This is a genomic window from Peribacillus sp. FSL P2-0133, from assembly GCF_037975445.1.
Taxonomy (GTDB): domain Bacteria; phylum Bacillota; class Bacilli; order Bacillales; family DSM-1321; genus Peribacillus; species Peribacillus simplex_E.
The window spans coordinates 1228345-1247683 of sequence record NZ_CP150254.1; the positions used below are offsets into that span (position 1 = coordinate 1228345).

Below are 19339 nucleotides of genomic sequence, written 5' to 3' on the forward strand. Positions count from 1 at the left end.
AATGGAAATTCCCTCCCTTGGTATTAGGGAGGGTGTTTCCATGTGTTAAAATAATGGAACCAACAAATACTGAGATCATAAGTATCGGGAACAGGAGGAAAAACAATGTCTTTATGCCCGCTTTGCAACGGTCTGAGAAAAATTCATGTGAATTGCCCGGAATGCGGCAGTGATCTTGAAGATAAAGGGAAATTCATGGACTACGCTGATGATTACAGTGCTTATATGGATATCGACATACTTAAAGAAAACGACGGATACCCTCAATCCCTTCAAAAAGGACAATGCCCACATCTCATGAAATGCTCTGAATGCGGACATGATGAAGTGGTATTGGTCCAGGAATGAATATACCCCATATGTGAATAAATTGTAAAAAGACCCATTATGAATGGGTCTTTTTACGTTTAATTGGCAGATAACTTCATGCTTTCCTGCATCTGTTCATCTTCTTCAACTAAAATGCGATGTTCAGTCCCTTTGTCAAAAAAGTGTGCTTTATTCATGTCGAGGGCAAGTTCGATGTTTTCGCCTGCCTGGATAATATTCTTGGCATCGACGCGTGCGACGAAGTCCTGCCCCTCTAATGTGGAGTAGAGCATGATCTCCGCGCCCATCAGTTCGGCCACATCAATTTGGGTTGTGAATGCAGTGTTAGGGGACTTCGTGAAGTAAGCACCTTCATTATGGAAATCCTCCGGACGGATGCCAAGGATTATATCTTTTCCGACATATCCTTGATCACGCAGCATTTTCATCTTCAATTCAGGTATTTCAAGTGTTTGTTCGCCTATTTTAATTGTGCCTTCTTTTAATGTTCCAGTAAAGAAGTTCATGGCAGGCGATCCGATAAAGCCGCCGACGAAAACGTTTATCGGTTTCTCATAAACGTCCTTTGGTGCACCGACCTGTTGGATGATACCATCTTTCATTACAACAAGACGTGTCGCCATGGTCATTGCCTCTGTTTGGTCATGCGTGACATATATCGTTGTGGTGTCGAGCCGTTTATGTAATTTGGCGATTTCCGCACGCATTTGAACCCTTAGCTTTGCGTCGAGATTGGATAATGGCTCATCCATCAAGAAAACTTTTGCGTCCCTTACAATTGCCCGGCCAAGTGCGACACGCTGGCGCTGACCACCTGAAAGGGCTTTAGGTTTCCTGTTTAGCAGCTCTTCAAGTCCGAGAATCCTTGCCGCTTCATTGACTCTTTGCTTGATTTCCGCTTTTGGCGTTTTCCTGAGTTTTAATCCGAATGCCATATTGTCATATACGGACATATGAGGATATAAGGCATAGTTCTGGAAAACCATCGCAATATCACGATCTTTAGGGGGGACATCATTGACTCGCTTGCCGTCTATATATAAATCCCCTTGGGAAATGTCTTCAAGTCCGGCAATCATCCTTAATGTTGTCGATTTGCCGCAACCCGAAGGTCCCACAAAAACTATGAATTCCTTATCGGCAACACGAAGGTTGAAGTCTTTAACAGCTGTCACCTTTTTATCATAAATCTTGAATATATGTTCCAACACTAACTCTGCCATGAAAAATCCCCCTTTTAAACTCCTGATTACTTGTACCAATTAGCTATAGTCTAAGCTATCGGATTTGAAAAAAGTATGGGCACATTGCACAAAAAAGGGTGATATTACCTGTTTATATTGAAAGTTAATCATTTAGTAAAAGTATCAAGTATGCAGTAAGCGCATGACGGAAGTTTCTAATATCGAGACCAGTTCTTTCAGAGAATTTATCGATTCGGTATTGTAAGCTGTTCCGATGTATATAAAGCTGTTTGGCGGCATAGGTGGCATTTGAATTACATTCGATATACGTTTTAATCGTTTTGATCAGTTCAGTATCCTGCTTGGTCTTGCCAAGAATCTCATTGATATACCACTTTGCATCCTTAACGGATGGATCATTTATTAATGAGTGAGGGATGATGTCTGCCAAATCAGCCACCTTTAGATCTGGCAGATGCACCTGTGCCAAATCAAAACACTTTTTCTCCTGAGTCCAGTGCTGATGAAGGTCTTGATTTATAGGGTGAAAGCGCCCGGTAAACATACGGGTCTTTACATAAAAGTCACTTTCAAGCGTGGAAGAAATGGCGATTAGTTCTTTAGTTGATAAAGGTTCATCCTCGTTCGTTTCAATTAATACTCCTGCCGTTTCATTTTCCCAGACAATAGTTGCGTCAGATGGAACGAAAGCGAGGAAGGCTTCTTCAAAATCGGAGTTGGAAAAATCAGCATGAGTCAGCTTGAAATGAAGAAATCGAACATTCTCCCAGCTCGTTAAAGGCAATGGTGCATTCGGTTCGGATAAAAAGGTTTTCCATGATGAGTCTGGATGTGCATTGAGGTTATATGGGTTTATGGAAGGAGCAAAAAGCAGTTCCAATAAACGGATTTCTTCGGCTGTGATTTCTGAACGGTGAATGCCAAGTAAACTTCTCGAGTCTTCGAACCAAACATAGTCAGAAATTTCATCAGTATCCATTTTATTGGTAAGGGCGTTCGGGAATTTTTGTTTAAGATTTTCAAGCATCGTTTCCACCTTCTTTCTCCCTTTCCATATCATTATAGCGAAAAAGAATAAAGTTCAAAAGAATACGATATTGCTAGTTTTTCCTAAAAGGGAAAATCAAAGAAAAGTTGCAAGTATTATTAATTTTAGGAAAGGGTATTGCGTATGATTTATGGAATATCGTTAAAGAGGAGGGAATCTTATGAACATTTTAATATTGGGTGGTACACGGTTTTTAGGCCGGTATTTAGCAAAAGCTGCGATAGAGAAAGGGCATGAAGTCACACTTTTTAATCGTGGAAGCGATCCTTATGTTTTCCCCGAACTAGAACAGTTAAGAGGGGACCGCGACGGGAATCTTGAAATGTTGAAAGGGAGACAGTGGGATGCAGTCATTGACACATCGGGTTTTATCCCTCGAACTGTATCGAAATCTTGCAGATTGCTTAATCAAGTTAGACATTATACATATATTTCAAGCATCTCAGTTTATAGTGATCCAACCGAACCAGGCATTGATGAAAATGGAGAAGTTCATGCACTAAATGAAGATAAAGCGGAAGGGATCACCCGCGGAACTGCTGGACCGATATACGGTGAATATTATGGACCGTTAAAATCATTAAGCGAAAAAGCAGCTGAAAAAGAACTGCCGGGGAAAGTTTTGTCAATTCGTGCGGGGCAAATAGTAGGTCCATATGATTACACAGACCGATTGCCGTACTGGCTTAAAAGAATAGCAGAAGGGGGAGAAATTTTATCTCCGGGACGCCCTGGACGTCCAATCCAAGTCATCGATGCAAGGGACTTAGCTCAATGGATCATCCAAATGATAGAAAAAAGTATGACAGGTACATATAATGCCGTTGGACCTGATTACACACTAAATATGGGGCAATTACTTGAAGGCTGCAAAAAGGTAACAGGAAGTAATGCTGCCTTTACATGGGTATCTGAAAAATTTTTGGATGACAATAAAGTGGAGCCGTGGGGAGAGATGCCTTTATGGATACCAGAAGAATTCCCTTTACCGGGAGCTAAGGAACCTTTGAATGGGTTTTTGGCTGTCGATAACAATAAAGCCATCAATAATGGACTAACATTCCGTCCCCTATCAGAAACTCTCGAAGATATATGGAATTGGGAAAAGGGCCGTCCGGAATCTGCCGATAGAAAAGCAGGCATCCACAGACAGCATGAAAGTGATCTCCTCGAATTATGGAAACAGACAGTAGATTGAAACCTTTTTTTTATTATATTGAAATACTGAAGGCACATTAAGTGTGCTTGCTGAAAAGGATGATTTAAACGAACAACTTGAAGGAATTAAAAAAGCGATGTACTAAAAACTCCATCGCTTTTTTAGTCCGTGGATCTGCTTGCGTGGTTTGTAAGGATTTTAAGGTTTTCCATGGCGGCCGCCACTTTTTCCTTAATGAAAGGCCTGCTCCCAATAAATGGGAAGTAGGCCTCGATTATTTTGATCAATTCATCCAGTCTGGTTTTCCGAATCCGGCAAATTTGTCATCGATGACTTTTTCGAACTGGTCGGATTCCACTACTGATTTAATATCCTTGGCAAATTGAGAGTCTACATCTTTTGTATTCACTGTAACAACGTTTCGATACATATCCGGCATTTTTTCTAAAACAAGGGCATCCTGGAGGTCCATTTTCGCTGCAAGAGCGAAGTTGCCAGGGACCGCTGATAGGTCAACACTGTCTGTTGCCCGAGGCAATTGAGCGGATTCCAATGGTTTGAGTTGGATGTTTTTTGGATTTTTCGTTACATCCTTTTCAGATATTTTTAAAGGGTCGACATCTGGATCGACTTCAATCAGCCCTTCATCCACCAGCACTTTAAGTGCACGTGCGAGGTTAACCGGATCATTGGGCACTGCAAGGGATGTACCGTCTTTAATTTCTTTCAATGATTTATACTTGTTCGAATATATGCCCATTGGTGCTGTTGGAACTATGATAAGGTCGGAAAGCTTTAAATCATTTTCTTTAGCGAAGTTATCCATGTATACTTTATGCTGGAAGAGGTTGGCGTCGATCGAATGGTTGCCAAGGGACTTATTCGGCTGGATATAGTCGGTGAATTCGACGATCTCTATTTTGTAACCGAGATCTTCCAGACCTGGTTTGATGGCCTCTTTAACCATATCGGCGTAGGGACCGGTAGTCGCCCCGATCTTCAATTCTTTTTTGTCTTCAGTTTTTGGGGATGCATCATCGCTCCCGCATGCTGTCAAGCCAAGGGCAAGTGCACAGACTGATAATAACGAAGCTATTTTCTTCATTTGAAATTCCTCCTGAGTAATGAAATGTATTGAATCATTGAAAAATGACTGATCCCTATCGTTTGTTAACTATATATGAGGCCTTGTCACCAACCATTTGAATGATTTGCACAAGGCAGATCAGCACGACGATCGTCGTGATCATGACTGTATTGTCATAACGGTAATAACCGTACCGGATGGCCAGGTCGCCAATTCCGCCACCGCCGATTGTCCCTGCCATTGCTGAGTAACCTATAAGCGAAATGGTCGTTAATGTCAGTCCTTGAATGATACCCGGTTTTGCCTCTGGAAGAAGTACATCCTTAATGATCATCCATGGAGTGGCACCTACGGCAATTGCAGCTTCAATCACTCCTCTGTCTATTTCACGTAATGCCGTTTCAACGATTCTTGCAAAAAAAGGTATTGCGGACACCGACAGGGATACAGAAGCCGCTCTTGGCCCTATCGTCGATCCAGTTAGAAGATCCGTTAAAGGAAGGAGGGCGACCAAGAGAATGATGAACGGGATTGAACGTACAATATTGACTGCGAATCCTAGAGATCGATTCACGATGCTATTCTCAAAAAATAAATTCCTTGTTGTCGTAAACAGCAATACTCCAAGCGGTAAACCGATCAGCAGGGCTACTGCAAGGGAAACGCCGACCATATAAATCGTTTCAAGAAAGGCTTTATTAAGATCAGGTAAAATATTGACGATGGAATCAAGCAGTGACATGTTTTAACACCTCCACAGAACTGGAACGATTTTTTATATATTGCAATGCCGAATGAATTTGAGCGGCATCGCCTAATAACTCGATGATTAAAATGCCTAAAGGGACATCCTGGATATACTCAATTTTACCGTGTAAAATATTACCCTTTACTGAATGGGATTGGAGAGTATCCGAAAGGATCGACTCACCGGCGGTTTGCCCTTCGAATTGAATTTTAATGATCGTACCTTTACTTTCTTCAATCAAGTGCGGAGGGAGTTCGAAATCCAGAACACTGCTAATGAATTGCTTCGTTAACTCCTGCTTAGGCTGTGAAAATATTTCATAAACGGAACCTTCTTCAATTACACGGCCATCCTGCATGACGGCGACACGGTGGCATAGTTCTTTGACCACTTCCATTTCATGTGTAATCAACACGATGGTGATGCCAATCTTACTGCTTATCTTTTTCAATAATTGTAAAATCGCTTTTGTAGTTGTTGGATCAAGGGCTGAAGTCGCTTCATCACATAATAGTACAGTGGGATCATTTGCTAAGGCACGGGCTATGCCTACCCGTTGCTTCTGTCCACCGCTAAGCTGCGCCGGATAGACATCTTTCTTATCGCTGAGCCCTACGATTTCCAACAATTCCAATACACGTAACCTGATGGCATCCTTCGATCGATGCGCGGCCTTTAAGGCGAAAGCGACATTTTCATAAACAGTTTTTGAGCTGACCAGTGAAAAGTGTTGGAATATCATTCCGATTTTTTGACGTTGTTTACGAAGCTCTTTACTTGATAAAGAGGTTAAATCAATGCCGTCGATGATGATATTTCCACCTGTCGGACGTTCAAGCAAATTCAAGCAGCGGAGTAATGAGCTTTTTCCAGCTCCACTGTAGCCGACAATTCCATACACTTCTCCAGTTTGAATGGTTAAAGATACGTTATCCACTCCGATAACTCGGTTTTTCTTCGAGACGTATTCCTTTCGGACTGAACGGATTTCAATCATGAGCTTTCCCCCTTAAACATTAAAAAACTGCCTCTATCATTCAGAAAGAGGCAGCGAAATTATATCTCGTCTTATCTTTCAGAATGCAATCATTCTGCAGGAAGTGGCACCATTCCTTAAGGGCGGTTGCCGGACATCGCAGGGCCTGATCCCTCCGTCACTCTTGATAAGTAAATTATTATTTTAGAATATTTCAAGTTTTTTAATATAATCTATATTATTTGTAAAATCCGACAATGTCAATCGTTTCTGAAATTTTGGGATGATTTTTTGTTATTAAAATTTAGTAAGGTCCGTTAAAATGATTCGTGAAAAAAGGGCTATTATGCAATAATCCAGCATTTACGTCCAGGTTAATTATTCCAAAATTTCCTTGTCAAAAAGGTGAAGTGGTAATACATTTATTATAGTAAAGTTAAAAAAAGGAAGATGAAACTATTTTTGTGTAATGATGGGGAGGCAATTGAATGTTAGAGATTAACACGATAAATGATGTGGTTTGTGTGAACGGGACTCCTGGCGGGAACAAATCGGGGATGAGTGTTTATGTCTTTTTAACGGATGGTCTATTGATAGATACTGGCGCACAGATTTTATTGGAAGAGCTTATTCCATTCTATGAGACCGCAGACTTCGACTCAGTGGCCCTGACTCACTATCATGAAGACCATACCGGGGGCGCTGCATGGATACAGGAACATAAAAAGGTCCCGCTTTTCATTCATCCGATGTCGGTTGAGGTTTGTGCAAAGGATGCTGTATATCCTGAATATCGTAAAAATTTCTGGGGAAAGAGAGACGCCTTTAAAGCTGAGCCGGTAGGGAGGGCCATTCATTCCCGCACCCAAACGTGGGAGCCGATTTTTACCCCTGGTCATGCAAAGGACCATATGGTGTATTTGAATCACAATAGTGGCATGCTCTTTTCAGGAGACCTTTTCGTAACACCAAAAACAAAGCTTGTCTTACGGGAAGAGTCTGTCCCGGTCATCATCGATTCCATTAAAAGATTACTTCAATATGACTTTGGGGAAGTGTTTTGCTGCCATGCTGGGCATGTCCCTGATGGGAAGGACATGTTTCGAAAAAAGCTGGATTATTTGGAAAACCTCCAAGGTGAAATTTTACGCTTGCATTCTCAAGGGCTGACCGTTCATGAAATCCAGCAGGTCGTTTTACCGAATCGCTATCCCCTTATCGAGATATCTGGGCATGAATGGGATTCAGAGCATATCGTTACATCGATATTAAAAGAAAATATTTTGATTGCCAGGGATAATGGAAATATTTGAATGTTATCCGTTTAACTGTCTGGGTTTTCTAATTGTCACTCAAACAACTTCCATCCAGGAAGTTGTTTTTCTTGATTACTTATAAAAGACGGACTTTTTATAGGGGGAATGTAGTGCAAGCGGGAGATGAACGGGATAAGTAATAAAGGAGAGCTCTCCATAAGAGAGCCCACATAATTTATTTATTTTCGTTGGGATCTGTTTCATCATAAAAATCATGTGCTTCTTCGATGTTCTGAAGGTTTGCGACTTCATACACATTTCCGCCCGCCATTCCTTCATTGATGATACGGTCGATATCCAGGTAAACGGAGTCCTTGCCATTATATTCGGTATCCTTCAAAAATGTCATTTTTTCTTTATCCAAAATTAATCCCTCCTAGCCTTTTCTTTAGTTTAGGCAAAGGAGTTTTTTTTATTCTGATTAGGTTCATTCATATACATGGAAGATCATTAAATCATGTATCATGCTTTTGAGTTTGGTTTCATCTGTTTCGGAAGGCGGGTTGGCTGTCCACTCGATGGATCCATCTTTATGATACAAGGCTTGGACTGCCTGCTTGTTGAAATAAAAGGAAATTCTCCATCCTGGCAGATTCTTATGCAATGGTGCCCATTGAAAATGAGTGATCATATGTATTACCTCCATATATACAGTTTCTCATTTAATTATAATGGAAAACGGCAGCTGGAGGTGTTATTTTATTGTCAGGTTGGGAAAAGTTAATTCAATAAAAAGATTTTTTAAATGCAAAAGCCTGTTTGTTTCAATTTCCACCTCATCGAATTGCATGGGCTTTGAGTTCACTTCATATATGAAGAGCGAGCCCGATTCGTCTTCCCCTATATCAATGGAAAACTCTCCGAGAAACCCGATTTTTTTCGATAGTATCTCTCCGCATTTTTGGGCGATATTCGCTAATTTTAGATTCAGGCTTCTTGATTGCAGGTCTTGATAAGGAAAAAGCTTACCACCTCGGGGAGTGTGGGTGGTGATTTCCTGAGTTTGTGACATCCTTACCGCTTTACCGGTCACTTTATAAAAACCTTTTTCATAATGGACGAGAATCCGGTAATCATAACGATGTCCAAAAAGTTTTTTTGGTCTGATCGCCTGTTGAGCAAGATAGCTCCTTATTAATAAATCCCTTTTTTTTGTTTCCCAGAATGATGCGAAATCCGGGAAGGACTCACTATGCTTTAAGCTATTGAACAATAGTGTATCATCATCATTTTTGATTATGGTATAAATGCCCTTCCCTTGGCTTCCTTTGCAGGGTTTAAGGTATATATGTCTGTAGGTCTCCAGGAAAGCATAAAGGCAATCGCTGTTCCGTAAGACCGTTGTGGGTGGAAGGTGATTTGTGAGGAATCCATCTTCATTTAATGCTTCGAACATCACATATTTATCTATAAAACAGGGGTTGAATAGATTCATTCGGTAATCTTTAAAGTGAGTGATAAGATGTTGGAATTCCTCTGACGCCTCATAGCTCCTCGAGGGGATACGGTTATAGACGATGTCAGGGAAGGGTACTTTACATTCGATCCACTTGTTTGAAATGGAGGAAAAAACATACCCCCTCAACGAATCGGGATGAAGGGCATTTCCTGTGAATACATACGCTAATATTCCATGTTTTAATAAATATAATGATAGGTCCCGAAAAAGGGTCAGGTTTCCTCCCAAACCTGATTCCTTTTTGGGATTGGAAACAGTTAAAATTCCTACGGCAAGCATCCGGTTACCCGGAAATATCGTGATTGGAATTAGGGGTTGATTCGAATGGTCCTTTTTATAGCGGATTTCCTCTTCGGCAGAGCCGGCGAAAAGTTCAGCATTCTCATGATTGTGGTACCAATTTTCAGTGGGGATATCGTAAAAAATGTTCATCGCGGCACACTGATTGATTTCGTAATCGTTTGTTCCGTAAGATAAATGGCATAATCAAGGCTTAGCTTTCTGGTCAGCAATTCGAAATCCTTGAGTTTTGGATGGGCGAATATGGAACGTCCAGGTTTGGAATTGGCTTCAAACATCCAAACCTGCCCTTTTTTATCCAATCCAAAATCAAATCCTATTTCTGCAATGATGCCGTCCAAGTTCTTTTCTATACTGTCACTTAAAATCAGCGCGGCTTCCGATAGCTTTCGTTCGACTTCTTTCGCCTCATCGTCATCTCCAAACAGTTCGGCAACCGTTTTGATGACACCCCCGCTTTTAATATGGGTCGTGACGCTGCCGGCGCCGGCGATTTTTGCGGCGATCGCGGTTACCTGCCATTTTCCATTACTGTCCTTGTTCGTATGGACCCGGAAATCCACTGGACGTTTTTCAAATCGAATTAATGGGATGCCCTGCTGCACGATAAGATTCTCAAGCGGTCGGTCGTGAAAAATATGTTTAACGATGGATTCCAATGTGGGGAATTTTTGCAGTTTATTTTCTTTTGCTTCATTTGTATAGCGACAATAGTAAACATCCTCATGCTTATCATAAAGAATTTGGTGAATCCCTAGACCGAGGCTGCCGTGAATGGGCTTTATATAAACTTGCCGGTAATGGGAAAGAAGGGTTTCCACCACGGACATGGATTGAAATGGATACGTTTCCGGCAAATAAGGCAGTGCCTGCTCATCTGCGCATAGCCTTTCATTTACATCCCATTTATTGAAAAATCCAGGATTATACCATGGTATGGTATATTTTTTTTGGAATTTTTGTTTCACTTCTTTAGGTCCATCGCGGTTTTCCGTCAACCGATTTGGGAGACGGTCATAGATGACATTAGGAAAAGGAAATTCATCAATATGCCAGTAATCGTTATCAAACACATAGCCTTTGATTGTCTCCTCATCCCAATTGATTACATTCTCTCCGAAAACAAAGGGGATACAGCCTGTTGTCCTGCTAAGCGAAAGTAGCTTTGCGAAAAATTCCGATCTCTCCCCTAATGGTTTGTTTGAAAGGCCAGTGAAGCCTGAGGAAAATATTCCGACAAGCGGTCCGATATGGATGCTCTTGCCGTAAATGAATAAATGAAGGGGAATATCGGTATGATCGAATATTAGGGATTCCGCAAGACTTTCCGATAGGACGATTGACTGATTGACGGCTGGGTTTTGTTTGACGATGGCAGGACATGAATGCCGTCCGAAATAAATTAATTCAATCTCTGCCAAATCTCCAAGCTCTGAAGGGTAGTAGAGAACATTGCCAGGGATAGCGGCAATTTCGGCAGGATAAGTCTTTCTCACTTTCTATTCACCTGCTTTCTGAAGATGTTCGGATAAATACTGGCTATATTGAAACGGTGCGCGATGAATATCTTTCATGGTCTCCGGCTGTAGTGCCTGAATGATTTTCCTTCCAGGCTTCGAGTTAATGTCCATGATCCATAATTGGCCTTTTTTATCGATGCCTAGATCAATCCCCAATTCGAATAATCTTTCAAAGACAGCTTCGGTTTCTACGGGCAGGGTGCGAAGGATATGCTGAATCTTTTGTTCGACAGCAATCGAAATCGTTTCCGGGTTTCTTTTGTTGAAAGTCTCTAATGGAATGGCTTCTCCGCCTGTGGCAAGATTTGAAGTAATTCCGTCTTTTTGTCCTGTACGAATTCCGCGGCCCCGTTCCATCCATTGATTCTTCTCGTTTTTTTGAAGGAAAATCCGTAAATCGAATGGCTCGTTATTTTGGTTGCAAAGTTCCAAATATGGCTGGCAAAGGTAACGGTATCGATTTAATAAATGCTGCAGCCATTTGTTAAGCTGAGATTTGGAGGAGAATGGGCGGTCATATTTGGTGCCCTTTTTCGTCATGGATACCAAAGTGCCGTCTTCGGTTTTTGAAAGGAGATAGATTCCTGTACCGCCTGCACCGAATTCAGGTTTGATGATGATTTTATCCAGGCGTTCCAAATGACCGGTAATATCTTCAGGTGTCGTCACTTGTACGGTCTCTGGAAAAAATGCCTGCAGGTGTGGATGGTTTTTTAGGATTTGGTACACTTCCCACTTACCAGGAAGGCCCAGTCCTAAGAAATTCGAGTTATCCTTTAACCAATCGATTTTGTGTCGCGTTTCCGTTGATTCACGAACTAATCCGTGAAAACAGCGATCATATACAAAATCAGGTAAATCAAAAGATGTGGCAATCCAAGTTTCATTCTCGGCATCAAAACGCTCGCCACGCACTTTTTTCAGATTCATATCAATATTTTCAGGTGAGAATTTACAAACTTTCATATTAAATGATTTCGCGGTTTTGGCTATTTCGGTGAAGTAGTTGTTTTCATGTGTATCCGACGCGGCCATTAATCCTATTAACACGAGCTAGCAACTCCTTTTTATGGATGGTTTTCGCGGTTAAGGGCAAGCATGAAATCTATGATGGATTTTACTGATGGACGAAAGGTTTCATAGTTGCCTTGAAATTTTTTCGAAGGTTTTGAATTCACTTCGATGATCCATGGATGTGTATCGGTATCCAGTGCTAAATCGATCCCTAGCTCACCGAATGAATCGTCATGGTTTTCGTCCAAGGCCTGGGCAGTATTTTTAGACAGCCGTACGAGCTTTTGATATATGCGGCTGGCGCCCTGAAGGTCAAATGCCTCCTTTAGAAAATCCGGCCCATTTTTCATCAATCCGCCTTGTGCAAGATTGGAAACGATTGTACCAGGGTCCCCAATCCGGGCAACCATTGATGAAACTTTCCATTCAAGCTGATCGTTCCGGTGAAGAAGTATGCGGAAATCAACTTTTCTCTGATCGATTTCGAATAGGGAAATCCCTTTTTGAAGAATGAAGGATCGTTTTCTGGACAATCTTTTTAACGTTTCATACAACTTTTCATCCGTATCAGCAAAATGTACATTCTGGAGATGTCCAGATTGCTCGATTTTCCATTTTCCAGCTACTTGCGTTAATCTGCAAATATTCCTGCCTTGGCTGCCTGCTGAAGGTTTAAAGTAGATTACCGAATGCCTATCTATAAAAGTCAAGAAAGATTCCTTTTCGTTAAAAAGGATCGTCTCTGGCAAATTTGGCAACAGCTCATCTTCTAAGATTAGCAGCTCATGTACATGATGTTTGGAGAGGAACCTTCCATTGAACATCGGTATCGACCGTTCCCCCAGTTCAGTTTTAAACAGGTTGAAAGAATGCGATTCCTCAAGTTTGCGCGAATGTATCCGGTTATAAATTACATCAGGAATGGGGAGGGGAAAGGTTTGCCAGCCATTTTGTCCAGGCAGATAGCCTTCCACAACCCCATCTTGAAGAGACTGCAGTTTTACTAAATAGAAGGGGATGCCCTGCTGATTACAATATGATTTCATTTCCTGATAAAATTTTTCCATCTCGCCGAATGTCCCGTCTTGCAACGGGGTCTGGTTCATGAGTGAAGCGAAGAATGGGCCTATTTTAATTGACCTTCCTTCCGCATGGTATGAGACGGAGATTGGATTGGAAAAAACGGGTAAGGATAAAATTTGGTTCATATCATATGAAAGTTTCAATGTAGGCTGGGATGACGGGAATGGCTGGACAAGTACCGGGACGGAACGGCATCCAGCAATGATCGTTAAGGGTTCTCCAAATTGAAGGCCCCATTCCTCAAATAGGTTTTCTTCGATAAACAGTAGCGACTTCTTTCTAGTCTCTACGGAATTTACCGTAATGAAAACTTTCTGATGGTTAAGGTTCATAATAATTCCCCGTTTGCACTAAGTTTGATATCCTTTTATAAGTAAATGATGGGCAAATGTGGATAACACATTCTATGTTTTTTTTATTAGAAGGTGTCATCAAGCCTTTATTTCAAGCAATAAAAGAAATTCAAGGGTGAGTTTTGGGTGAAGATACTGTTTATGGTGTCTTTGTAGGTACTGTAATAAGTGCTTCACTAATTAATTAGCTATCAGAATGCTGTTCAGACCTTATAAACCAATCTATTCTTTCGGGGAACAGCTGCCGTTGACACCAGGGTTGATTCCGAAGCGGCTGGATGAGTTAGCCAAACAATTAGGCAAATTGCTAATGATGCCTCTATACAGAATATGAAAATTTTCGTGAAGGCAGAAGTAAAGAAAGCATTGTACATGGAAAAAAGTACTGCACAATTGCTTGATCAATTGGGAATGAAGAGAGCCGGTTCGAGAATTGATGCCAATTTCCCGGACACCATTGTCCAAAAGGGCGTCTCGTCCTTCGTGGAAAAAGGTGCCGAGTACTTAATTTTTCACACAAAGTATTTGGAGATATCGTGGAAGAACAGGTTTCGTCATTTACGGTGTCCCGACTTGAGGAAAGGGGGTAGAATCCTCGGTTTATTTCAAGGTTTCGTAACTGTTTTAATAGGATGACGTGTAATTCTCAATCGGATTTGTTATAGTGGAAAAGGTGTATGAATACAATGATTACCGGGAGGGGAAATAAATGAGTAACGTATATGATGCAGCGTATGAAATGGAAAAGGCGATTAGGGCAAGTAATGAATATGCCGATTTGCAACGCTTATATGATCTTGTCAATTCTGATGAAGCAACAAAAGGAATGTTTGAAAACTTCCGTAATCTGCAAATGTCATTGCAGCAAAAGCAAATGATGGGACAGGAGATTTCACCGGAAGAAGTTGAGCAAGCACAAAAGACGGTACAGCTTGTCCAACAAAACCCAACCATTTCACAATTGATGGAAGCTGAACAACGGATGAGCATGGTCATTGCAGACCTCAATAAAATTATCATGAAGCCGCTTGAAGATTTATATGGCTTGCCTGAACAACAGCAATAAGCAGTTGGAGACTCCCTTCTATAATGGTTGGGGGTTTTTTTGTTCCCTGAATGCACCAGTGCAAGGGTCGTGAACCACTATTTGTTCTATTCCCGAAATTTTAGTCATAAATTTGAAAGAGGATATTACAGATGGGGGAGATCAGCATGGTATATCGACTACTTGCGGTCAATATCGACGGGACATTGCTCCAGTCGAATGGCCGTTTAAATAAATCGACTAAAGAAGCAATAGATTATGTTCACCAAAAAGGTGTCCATGTTGCACTTGTGACGTCAAGAAACTATCACTCAGCAAAAAAAGTGGCCAAAGCCCTAAAAATAAATCCAATGATCGTTGCTCAGCAAGGAGCCTTTGTCGGAGCTTCAATAGAAAAGCCGATAATGGTAAAAAGAATATCGGAAGAACTGACTGTAGAGCTCGTGCAAATGCTTGAAAAGACCACGTGCCAAATATTGCTCATTCATGAAAAGTACTCGCTGGGCAATCGGGTGAACCTTCCGGAGAATTTGCTAGGTAAATCGGTTATGTATTTGAATGATCAAAATATTTATGCTCAAAATTATGTCGACGATATCAGTGAAGAGCTTATTGACCAGCCGATGGCCCCGACGAAGATGGATGTAATATTTTCAGAAAAAATTGATCGAAATGATATGTTGAAATTGATAAAAAAAATGTTCCCTGAAGTGGATGTAATATTACATCCGGGACATAAAATGACAATCGTTCCGAAGGGGGTTTCTAAATGGAGTGGTGTATTGTATTTAGCTGACCATTTAGAGGTGAGAAGAACGGAAATCGTCTCGATTGGTGATGGATTGGATGATATGGAGATGATTGCCGGTTCTGGTCTGGGAGTTGCCATGGGCAATGCGGATGAGGAAGTAAGGAAAGTGGCAAAATGGGTGACGCGCTCCAATGATCAAGATGGTGTTGCCTATATGCTGAGGGAATTTTTCCGGAAACAGCATCCAATCGAATTTTTACAAAAGATGAATATGCTTAAGTGAATGGCGGGGCTCCTTCATATAGAAGGGGCCCCAATCAGATAATGCTGCTTGAGAGGCCTGTTTTATTTCATAAATAATTATAAGCTTCTTTCCATAAACTATAGGAAAATCAGTAATGGAAAGGAAGAATCCAATGGGTGTAATTAATGCAAAAGAAGTGCAAGTCGGTGATGAGGTGTTTGTGATTTATAATAATCCCCATGTTCCCACCGTTTCGAATATAAGGGCAGCGGAAATTGTTCCGCATCCCAAAGACCCCAATGCAGTTGCCTTGTTCCTGAACGATACATTTCATACGATTGAGGATGATGATGCTTTGTTCACTTCGGAAGCCGCAGCGGAAAAAGCATACAGTGATTATATGTATAACCAGGACCAGATGACATGAAGAGGCGTTTACTTCGCTTTTACGGAAAGAGAATGAACAGATGAAAGCCCTCGCTTAAAAAGCGGGGGCTCCTTTTGATTATATTTACGAGTAAAAGCTCGGAATTCACGAGTATTTGGTCGAAACTCACGAGTATTTGGTCGAAACTCACGAGTAAAAGCTCGAAACTCAAGAGTAACGCTCGAATTCACGAGTATTTGCTCGAAATTCACGAGTAAAAGCGCGAAATTCACGAGTAACGCTCGAAATTCACGAGTAACCGCTCGAAACTCAAGAGTAAAAGCTCGAAACTCACGTGTAAACGCGCCCATACTTACATATCAGAAGCCATTAGTGTTAAAACAGGATATTTGACTGGTAAATTAAAAAACTGCCACACATTTTTTCAAGAAAACAGAGTGACAGTTATGGCTTAATCAGTTATTGGATTGTATAAAGAGTTTCATTGCGTGAATTTGTCCAATATGATTGGTTTCGTGGAGCACTACAAAATTAATGAATTCCCCCACTGTTTCCATTCCGTTGAAAGGCTGTGCTGTCTTTTCTGTCAATCGTTCTTCCGGAATTTCAAGAAGTCGATCAAGTTGCTCATGCAGCTGTTGCTTTAATAATTCAACGGTAGGTACGTCCCCGTTCCAGTCCGCTGGTTTTGAACCATATCCGAATAGTTGGCTGTAATTCGCTGGCAATTCACTGTTGGATTTCAATAAAAAATTTTCGGCTGCAGTAAGGACATGTCCAAGGTGCCAATGGATTGTATTATTAAAACCTTCAGGCTGTACATCCATAAACTCTGGATTGATTCCCTCGATTTCTTTTAAAAGATTACTGCGCATGACCGTTAGCTGATTTTTTACATAATTCATTTTACATTCCCCTTTCAATCTTGTTTTTCTAAACGCTATCTCATGAAATTATAGCAAGGATAATTCAATATTATCAAATTTTAGGTAGGTCTTTTCACAAAGGAAAGGATTATCAATTATTAATTTCTTTTTAAGGGCTTTAATTGTCAGATGATAATCGGAATAAATGCAATTGAAGCGAGTAGCTCTGTTTGGTTTGGTTGAATGCCGGACATATGCCTAAGAGATACAGGGTTCATGAACTCTTAAGCTAAAAGCTTGAGGGGTTTTTTGCTGTTAATTAATTGACAAACATTCCTATTACTCTTTTGTGTGGACTAGTATAATGAAAATATATTGGATAATTAATCCATTATGGTATGAGGAGATGACATATGATGAAAAGGAAACAGCTGCTAGTTGCACTTGGCCTATTATCAATAACGTTAGCTTCAGGTTGTACAACAAAGCAAGAACATATTTCCGTCCAAAAATATGAAGGTAAAAACTACAAATTCGAAGCATATAAAGAAAAGATAGAAATGGGGAAAACAGAAAAAACAAAAGAAATAGTAAAGAATGCTGATTGGGAACAATTCGCATTGGAGAAGGATCATCCTAAGGCGGACTTCATCTTTTATTTTAATGATGAAAAAAGCGAAGGTAAAATAGCTGTATATTATGTTTGGGTTAATACTGATGAAAATATTGTAGAATTGACGAAGGATGAACATAGCCAGTATGCACAGTTAAATAAAAAGGATTCTGAAACTATATTAAGACTTCTGCATTAATGAAAAGGAGGAGAAAGGCAAGACCTGTACTTTCAAAAACCTCCAGAAAAGCATTTTTTTATTGCATTTAGAATTCACATGTGACCGAGTAGCCAGCTTTTTATGGGGTAATCTTTTGGAGGGGCTTATGAGGGAAATTACTTTATTTAATGGAAAAATGGTGGAAGTTGAATGTTTAAGCTGTGCTTTGACAAGTGGGGAAGTAGAAGCAGAGGGTGGTGTAATAGTCGAATCTGAATATTTTCATGCTCACCAAGACGTTGCATACCCCATTGAAGGTTTAGTGATATTAGCATCTAAACGCCATATTATGTGCTTTGATGAATTAAATGAACGAGAAAAGGTTGATTACATAAACTTATTAACCAGGATTAGAAAAGCTCAAAGGGAAGTATTGGGGGTAAAACACGTTTATTATTTTTACAATGAGGATACTTCCCACCATTTTCATACTTGGATGGTCCCTCGATATGGATGGATGTACGAGTTTGGACGTTCGGTGGAATCAGTTAGACCGGTTTTGCTGCATGCAAGAAACAGCTTGAATGATGTTGAAAATTTAAAAACTGTAATGGATGGAATCGAGGCATTAAAAAAAGAATTAAACCGATAATCCTTCCTGTTCAATGTTTAAAAAAGGAGAAAGAAACCGGACTTCCATACAAGTCCGGTTTCTTTCATCTGCTCAGGCTGAATCAGTCTTCTTATTCGTTGTCCTCAATAGCGGCATGGTGCAACAGCGGAAAGAGCCACCGGACTTGATGATTTCGCTTATATCGACTTCAATGACTTCGTATCCACGTTCACGAAGCTGACGATTTACCTGTTTATTACATGGTAGACTGAATAATTTTTTATTCCCAATTGAAAGCACGTTGGTTCCTAATGTGAATTGTTCTTCTTTAGTCACTTCAATCATGTCATAACGTGAAGCTAATATATCCATCTCTTTTTTTGTAAAGGACTCCGGAAAAATAAGCGCCTCTGTCGGTGATATGATATTGAAAACACAATCTAAATGAAGGAATGTTTCAATGAAAGGAATCGCGATGACATCGTATTCCGGTAATAGGGTTTGAAGATGCTTGACGGATGTTTCATCCGTTCTTTCACTGATTCCAATATAGATGGTCTTTCCGTCAATAAGGACATCCCCGCCCTCAATATGATTTTTGAGGAGGTTGAAATATGAAATACCATTCGTTTCGAGCCAGGATTTCAATATTTGTTCTTCACCCTGCCTGATACCTGTTGCCAATTCAGCAACGTATACGATATTGCCAAGAGTAAAACCGATATCCCTCGTGAAAACTTGTTCTGGATATGTAAATTGTGGCGGAAGTTTTATGACTTCAATCCCTTCATGTTCAAGAGCCTTTATAAATTGGGCATGCTGCTTAAAGGCAAGTGCCTGATCGATATTTTCTTCTTGAAACTCTTTTTGTGTTTCGTTAATGATCTCCCGGATTTCCATATAACGTGGTTCACAGACGATCACCCGTGATAGCTTTGAGTATTCACTCGCGCAATAAGCTTCCAGTTCTTCGTTTATTTTGTTTACCATAAATGAGCTCCCTCTAAATATAATTGTATCTTTACTATTTCCTCTTTTTTCTAGAAAGAAACATAAAAAAT

At 40.6% G+C, this 19339-nt stretch carries 22 protein-coding genes, 1 pseudogene and 1 riboswitch; of the genes and pseudogenes, 10 read left to right on the forward strand and 13 right to left on the reverse strand.

The window, feature by feature from the left end; translation table 11 throughout:
• Positions 1 to 105: 105 nt before the first annotated feature.
• The gene (locus MKY17_RS05870; RefSeq protein WP_098372525.1) at positions 106 to 348 is read left to right on the forward strand and encodes a hypothetical protein; all 243 of its coding nucleotides are present in this window, start codon (positions 106 to 108) and stop codon (positions 346 to 348) included.
• 59 nt (positions 349 to 407) lie between these two features.
• Here the strand turns inward: MKY17_RS05870 and ugpC are convergent, their stop codons facing one another.
• Positions 408 to 1553: a sn-glycerol-3-phosphate ABC transporter ATP-binding protein UgpC gene (ugpC, locus tag MKY17_RS05875; RefSeq protein WP_098372524.1), complete on the reverse strand. Its 1146-nt coding sequence runs from the start codon at positions 1551 to 1553 to the stop codon at positions 408 to 410.
• 124 nt (positions 1554 to 1677) lie between these two features.
• A complete protein-coding gene (locus MKY17_RS05880; protein WP_179891122.1) occupies positions 1678 to 2562 on the reverse strand; it encodes a helix-turn-helix domain-containing protein in 885 nt (294 codons plus the stop codon).
• Between the two features lie 181 nt (positions 2563 to 2743).
• On the opposite strand from MKY17_RS05880, the gene MKY17_RS05885 reads away from it, so the two are divergent.
• On the forward strand, positions 2744 to 3781 hold the full coding sequence (locus tag MKY17_RS05885; RefSeq protein ID WP_098372522.1) for an NAD-dependent epimerase/dehydratase family protein: 1038 nt from the start codon (positions 2744 to 2746) through the stop codon (positions 3779 to 3781).
• 244 nt (positions 3782 to 4025) lie between these two features.
• Here the strand turns inward: MKY17_RS05885 and MKY17_RS05890 are convergent, their stop codons facing one another.
• Genes MKY17_RS05890 through MKY17_RS05900 form a run of 3 tightly spaced genes read right to left on the reverse strand, consistent with a single transcriptional unit; the run spans position 4026 to position 6574 of the window.
• Positions 4026 to 4847 (reverse strand): MetQ/NlpA family ABC transporter substrate-binding protein, encoded by an 822-nt coding sequence (locus MKY17_RS05890; protein WP_098372521.1) that lies wholly within the window; start codon positions 4845 to 4847, stop codon positions 4026 to 4028.
• A gap of 55 nt (positions 4848 to 4902) precedes the next feature.
• Complete coding sequence (locus MKY17_RS05895; protein WP_098372520.1) at positions 4903 to 5571, reverse strand: methionine ABC transporter permease; 669 nt, start codon at positions 5569 to 5571, stop codon at positions 4903 to 4905.
• On the reverse strand, positions 5558 to 6574 hold the full coding sequence (locus tag MKY17_RS05900; RefSeq protein ID WP_098372519.1) for a methionine ABC transporter ATP-binding protein: 1017 nt from the start codon (positions 6572 to 6574) through the stop codon (positions 5558 to 5560). Before MKY17_RS05900 ends, MKY17_RS05895 begins: the two co-directional genes overlap by 14 nt.
• A 68-nt stretch (positions 6575 to 6642) precedes the next feature.
• Positions 6643 to 6747: riboswitch (SAM riboswitch) on the reverse strand.
• Positions 6748 to 7041: 294 nt separating this feature from the next.
• On the opposite strand from MKY17_RS05900, the gene MKY17_RS05905 reads away from it, so the two are divergent.
• A complete protein-coding gene (locus tag MKY17_RS05905) occupies positions 7042 to 7866 on the forward strand; it encodes an MBL fold metallo-hydrolase (RefSeq protein ID WP_098372518.1) in 825 nt (274 codons plus the stop codon).
• Positions 7867 to 8044: 178 nt separating this feature from the next.
• Here MKY17_RS05905 and MKY17_RS05910 read toward each other — a convergent pair whose 3' ends face one another.
• The 6 genes from MKY17_RS05910 to MKY17_RS05935 form a co-directional block, all read right to left on the reverse strand.
• The gene (locus MKY17_RS05910) at positions 8045 to 8233 is read right to left on the reverse strand and encodes a hypothetical protein (RefSeq protein WP_098372517.1); all 189 of its coding nucleotides are present in this window, start codon (positions 8231 to 8233) and stop codon (positions 8045 to 8047) included.
• A gap of 63 nt (positions 8234 to 8296) precedes the next feature.
• Positions 8297 to 8500, reverse strand: a complete 204-nt coding sequence (locus MKY17_RS05915) for a YheE family protein (RefSeq protein WP_076367323.1) — start codon at positions 8498 to 8500, stop codon at positions 8297 to 8299.
• Positions 8501 to 8563: 63 nt separating this feature from the next.
• On the reverse strand, positions 8564 to 9760 hold the full coding sequence (locus MKY17_RS05920) for a YheC/YheD family protein (RefSeq protein WP_339201483.1): 1197 nt from the start codon (positions 9758 to 9760) through the stop codon (positions 8564 to 8566).
• Positions 9757 to 11124, reverse strand: a complete 1368-nt coding sequence (locus MKY17_RS05925) for a YheC/YheD family protein (protein ID WP_098372515.1) — start codon at positions 11122 to 11124, stop codon at positions 9757 to 9759. Before MKY17_RS05925 ends, MKY17_RS05920 begins: the two co-directional genes overlap by 4 nt.
• A gap of 3 nt (positions 11125 to 11127) precedes the next feature.
• The gene (locus MKY17_RS05930) at positions 11128 to 12198 is read right to left on the reverse strand and encodes a YheC/YheD family protein (protein WP_098372514.1); all 1071 of its coding nucleotides are present in this window, start codon (positions 12196 to 12198) and stop codon (positions 11128 to 11130) included.
• Between the two features lie 17 nt (positions 12199 to 12215).
• On the reverse strand, positions 12216 to 13229 hold the full coding sequence (locus MKY17_RS05935; RefSeq protein ID WP_179891121.1) for a YheC/YheD family protein: 1014 nt from the start codon (positions 13227 to 13229) through the stop codon (positions 12216 to 12218).
• Positions 13230 to 13266: 37 nt separating this feature from the next.
• Between MKY17_RS05935 and MKY17_RS05940 the strand changes: the two genes are divergently transcribed.
• From MKY17_RS05940 to MKY17_RS05960, 5 genes and pseudogenes are all read left to right on the forward strand, one after another.
• Positions 13267 to 13473: a hypothetical protein gene (locus MKY17_RS05940; protein WP_179891120.1), complete on the forward strand. Its 207-nt coding sequence runs from the start codon at positions 13267 to 13269 to the stop codon at positions 13471 to 13473.
• Positions 13474 to 13720: 247 nt separating this feature from the next.
• Positions 13721 to 13908: pseudogene (locus MKY17_RS05945) on the forward strand (DUF445 family protein); the annotation flags it as partial.
• A gap of 399 nt (positions 13909 to 14307) precedes the next feature.
• The gene (locus MKY17_RS05950; protein WP_098372510.1) at positions 14308 to 14664 is read left to right on the forward strand and encodes a YlbF family regulator; all 357 of its coding nucleotides are present in this window, start codon (positions 14308 to 14310) and stop codon (positions 14662 to 14664) included.
• A gap of 146 nt (positions 14665 to 14810) precedes the next feature.
• On the forward strand, positions 14811 to 15677 hold the full coding sequence (locus tag MKY17_RS05955) for a Cof-type HAD-IIB family hydrolase (RefSeq protein ID WP_098372632.1): 867 nt from the start codon (positions 14811 to 14813) through the stop codon (positions 15675 to 15677).
• Positions 15678 to 15792: 115 nt separating this feature from the next.
• Positions 15793 to 16065 carry a transcriptional regulator SplA domain-containing protein gene (locus MKY17_RS05960; RefSeq protein WP_260398022.1) on the forward strand — a complete coding sequence of 91 codons (273 nt, stop codon included), beginning with the start codon at positions 15793 to 15795 and terminating at the stop codon, positions 16063 to 16065.
• A gap of 416 nt (positions 16066 to 16481) precedes the next feature.
• On the opposite strand, the gene MKY17_RS05965 is transcribed toward MKY17_RS05960, so the two are convergent.
• The gene (locus tag MKY17_RS05965) at positions 16482 to 16931 is read right to left on the reverse strand and encodes a DinB family protein (protein WP_098372509.1); all 450 of its coding nucleotides are present in this window, start codon (positions 16929 to 16931) and stop codon (positions 16482 to 16484) included.
• A 374-nt stretch (positions 16932 to 17305) separates the two neighbouring features.
• On the opposite strand from MKY17_RS05965, the gene MKY17_RS05970 reads away from it, so the two are divergent.
• Both MKY17_RS05970 and MKY17_RS05975 read left to right on the forward strand, forming a co-directional pair.
• On the forward strand, positions 17306 to 17704 hold the full coding sequence (locus MKY17_RS05970; RefSeq protein WP_098372508.1) for a hypothetical protein: 399 nt from the start codon (positions 17306 to 17308) through the stop codon (positions 17702 to 17704).
• A gap of 127 nt (positions 17705 to 17831) precedes the next feature.
• Positions 17832 to 18317, forward strand: a complete 486-nt coding sequence (locus MKY17_RS05975) for a diadenosine tetraphosphate hydrolase (protein WP_098372507.1) — start codon at positions 17832 to 17834, stop codon at positions 18315 to 18317.
• A gap of 72 nt (positions 18318 to 18389) precedes the next feature.
• On the opposite strand, the gene MKY17_RS05980 is transcribed toward MKY17_RS05975, so the two are convergent.
• Positions 18390 to 19268 carry a dimethylarginine dimethylaminohydrolase family protein gene (locus MKY17_RS05980; protein ID WP_179891119.1) on the reverse strand — a complete coding sequence of 293 codons (879 nt, stop codon included), beginning with the start codon at positions 19266 to 19268 and terminating at the stop codon, positions 18390 to 18392.
• Positions 19269 to 19339 lie beyond the last annotated feature (71 nt).

Excerpts from the sequence above, each read along its gene's own strand:
- MKY17_RS05870 (WP_098372525.1), top strand. The coding sequence starts at position 106 with ATGTCTTTATGCCCGCTTTGCAACGGTCTGAGAAAAATTCATGTGAAT.
- ugpC (WP_098372524.1), bottom strand. The coding sequence starts at position 1,553 with ATGGCAGAGTTAGTGTTGGAACATATATTCAAGATTTATGATAAAAAG.
- MKY17_RS05880 (WP_179891122.1), bottom strand. The coding sequence starts at position 2,562 with ATGCTTGAAAATCTTAAACAAAAATTCCCGAACGCCCTTACCAATAAA.
- MKY17_RS05885 (WP_098372522.1), top strand. The coding sequence starts at position 2,744 with ATGAACATTTTAATATTGGGTGGTACACGGTTTTTAGGCCGGTATTTA.
- MKY17_RS05890 (WP_098372521.1), bottom strand. The coding sequence starts at position 4,847 with ATGAAGAAAATAGCTTCGTTATTATCAGTCTGTGCACTTGCCCTTGGC.
- MKY17_RS05895 (WP_098372520.1), bottom strand. The coding sequence starts at position 5,571 with ATGTCACTGCTTGATTCCATCGTCAATATTTTACCTGATCTTAATAAA.
- MKY17_RS05900 (WP_098372519.1), bottom strand. The coding sequence starts at position 6,574 with ATGATTGAAATCCGTTCAGTCCGAAAGGAATACGTCTCGAAGAAAAAC.
- MKY17_RS05905 (WP_098372518.1), top strand. The coding sequence starts at position 7,042 with ATGTTAGAGATTAACACGATAAATGATGTGGTTTGTGTGAACGGGACT.
- MKY17_RS05915 (WP_076367323.1), bottom strand. The coding sequence starts at position 8,500 with ATGATCACTCATTTTCAATGGGCACCATTGCATAAGAATCTGCCAGGA.
- MKY17_RS05920 (WP_339201483.1), bottom strand. The coding sequence starts at position 9,760 with ATGAACATTTTTTACGATATCCCCACTGAAAATTGGTACCACAATCAT.
- MKY17_RS05935 (WP_179891121.1), bottom strand. The coding sequence starts at position 13,229 with ATGGAAAAATTTTATCAGGAAATGAAATCATATTGTAATCAGCAGGGC.
- MKY17_RS05940 (WP_179891120.1), top strand. The coding sequence starts at position 13,267 with ATGAGTGAAGCGAAGAATGGGCCTATTTTAATTGACCTTCCTTCCGCA.
- MKY17_RS05950 (WP_098372510.1), top strand. The coding sequence starts at position 14,308 with ATGAGTAACGTATATGATGCAGCGTATGAAATGGAAAAGGCGATTAGG.
- MKY17_RS05955 (WP_098372632.1), top strand. The coding sequence starts at position 14,811 with ATGGTATATCGACTACTTGCGGTCAATATCGACGGGACATTGCTCCAG.
- MKY17_RS05960 (WP_260398022.1), top strand. The coding sequence starts at position 15,793 with ATGGAAAGGAAGAATCCAATGGGTGTAATTAATGCAAAAGAAGTGCAA.
- MKY17_RS05965 (WP_098372509.1), bottom strand. The coding sequence starts at position 16,931 with ATGAATTATGTAAAAAATCAGCTAACGGTCATGCGCAGTAATCTTTTA.
- MKY17_RS05970 (WP_098372508.1), top strand. The coding sequence starts at position 17,306 with ATGATGAAAAGGAAACAGCTGCTAGTTGCACTTGGCCTATTATCAATA.
- MKY17_RS05975 (WP_098372507.1), top strand. The coding sequence starts at position 17,832 with ATGAGGGAAATTACTTTATTTAATGGAAAAATGGTGGAAGTTGAATGT.
- MKY17_RS05980 (WP_179891119.1), bottom strand. The coding sequence starts at position 19,268 with ATGGTAAACAAAATAAACGAAGAACTGGAAGCTTATTGCGCGAGTGAA.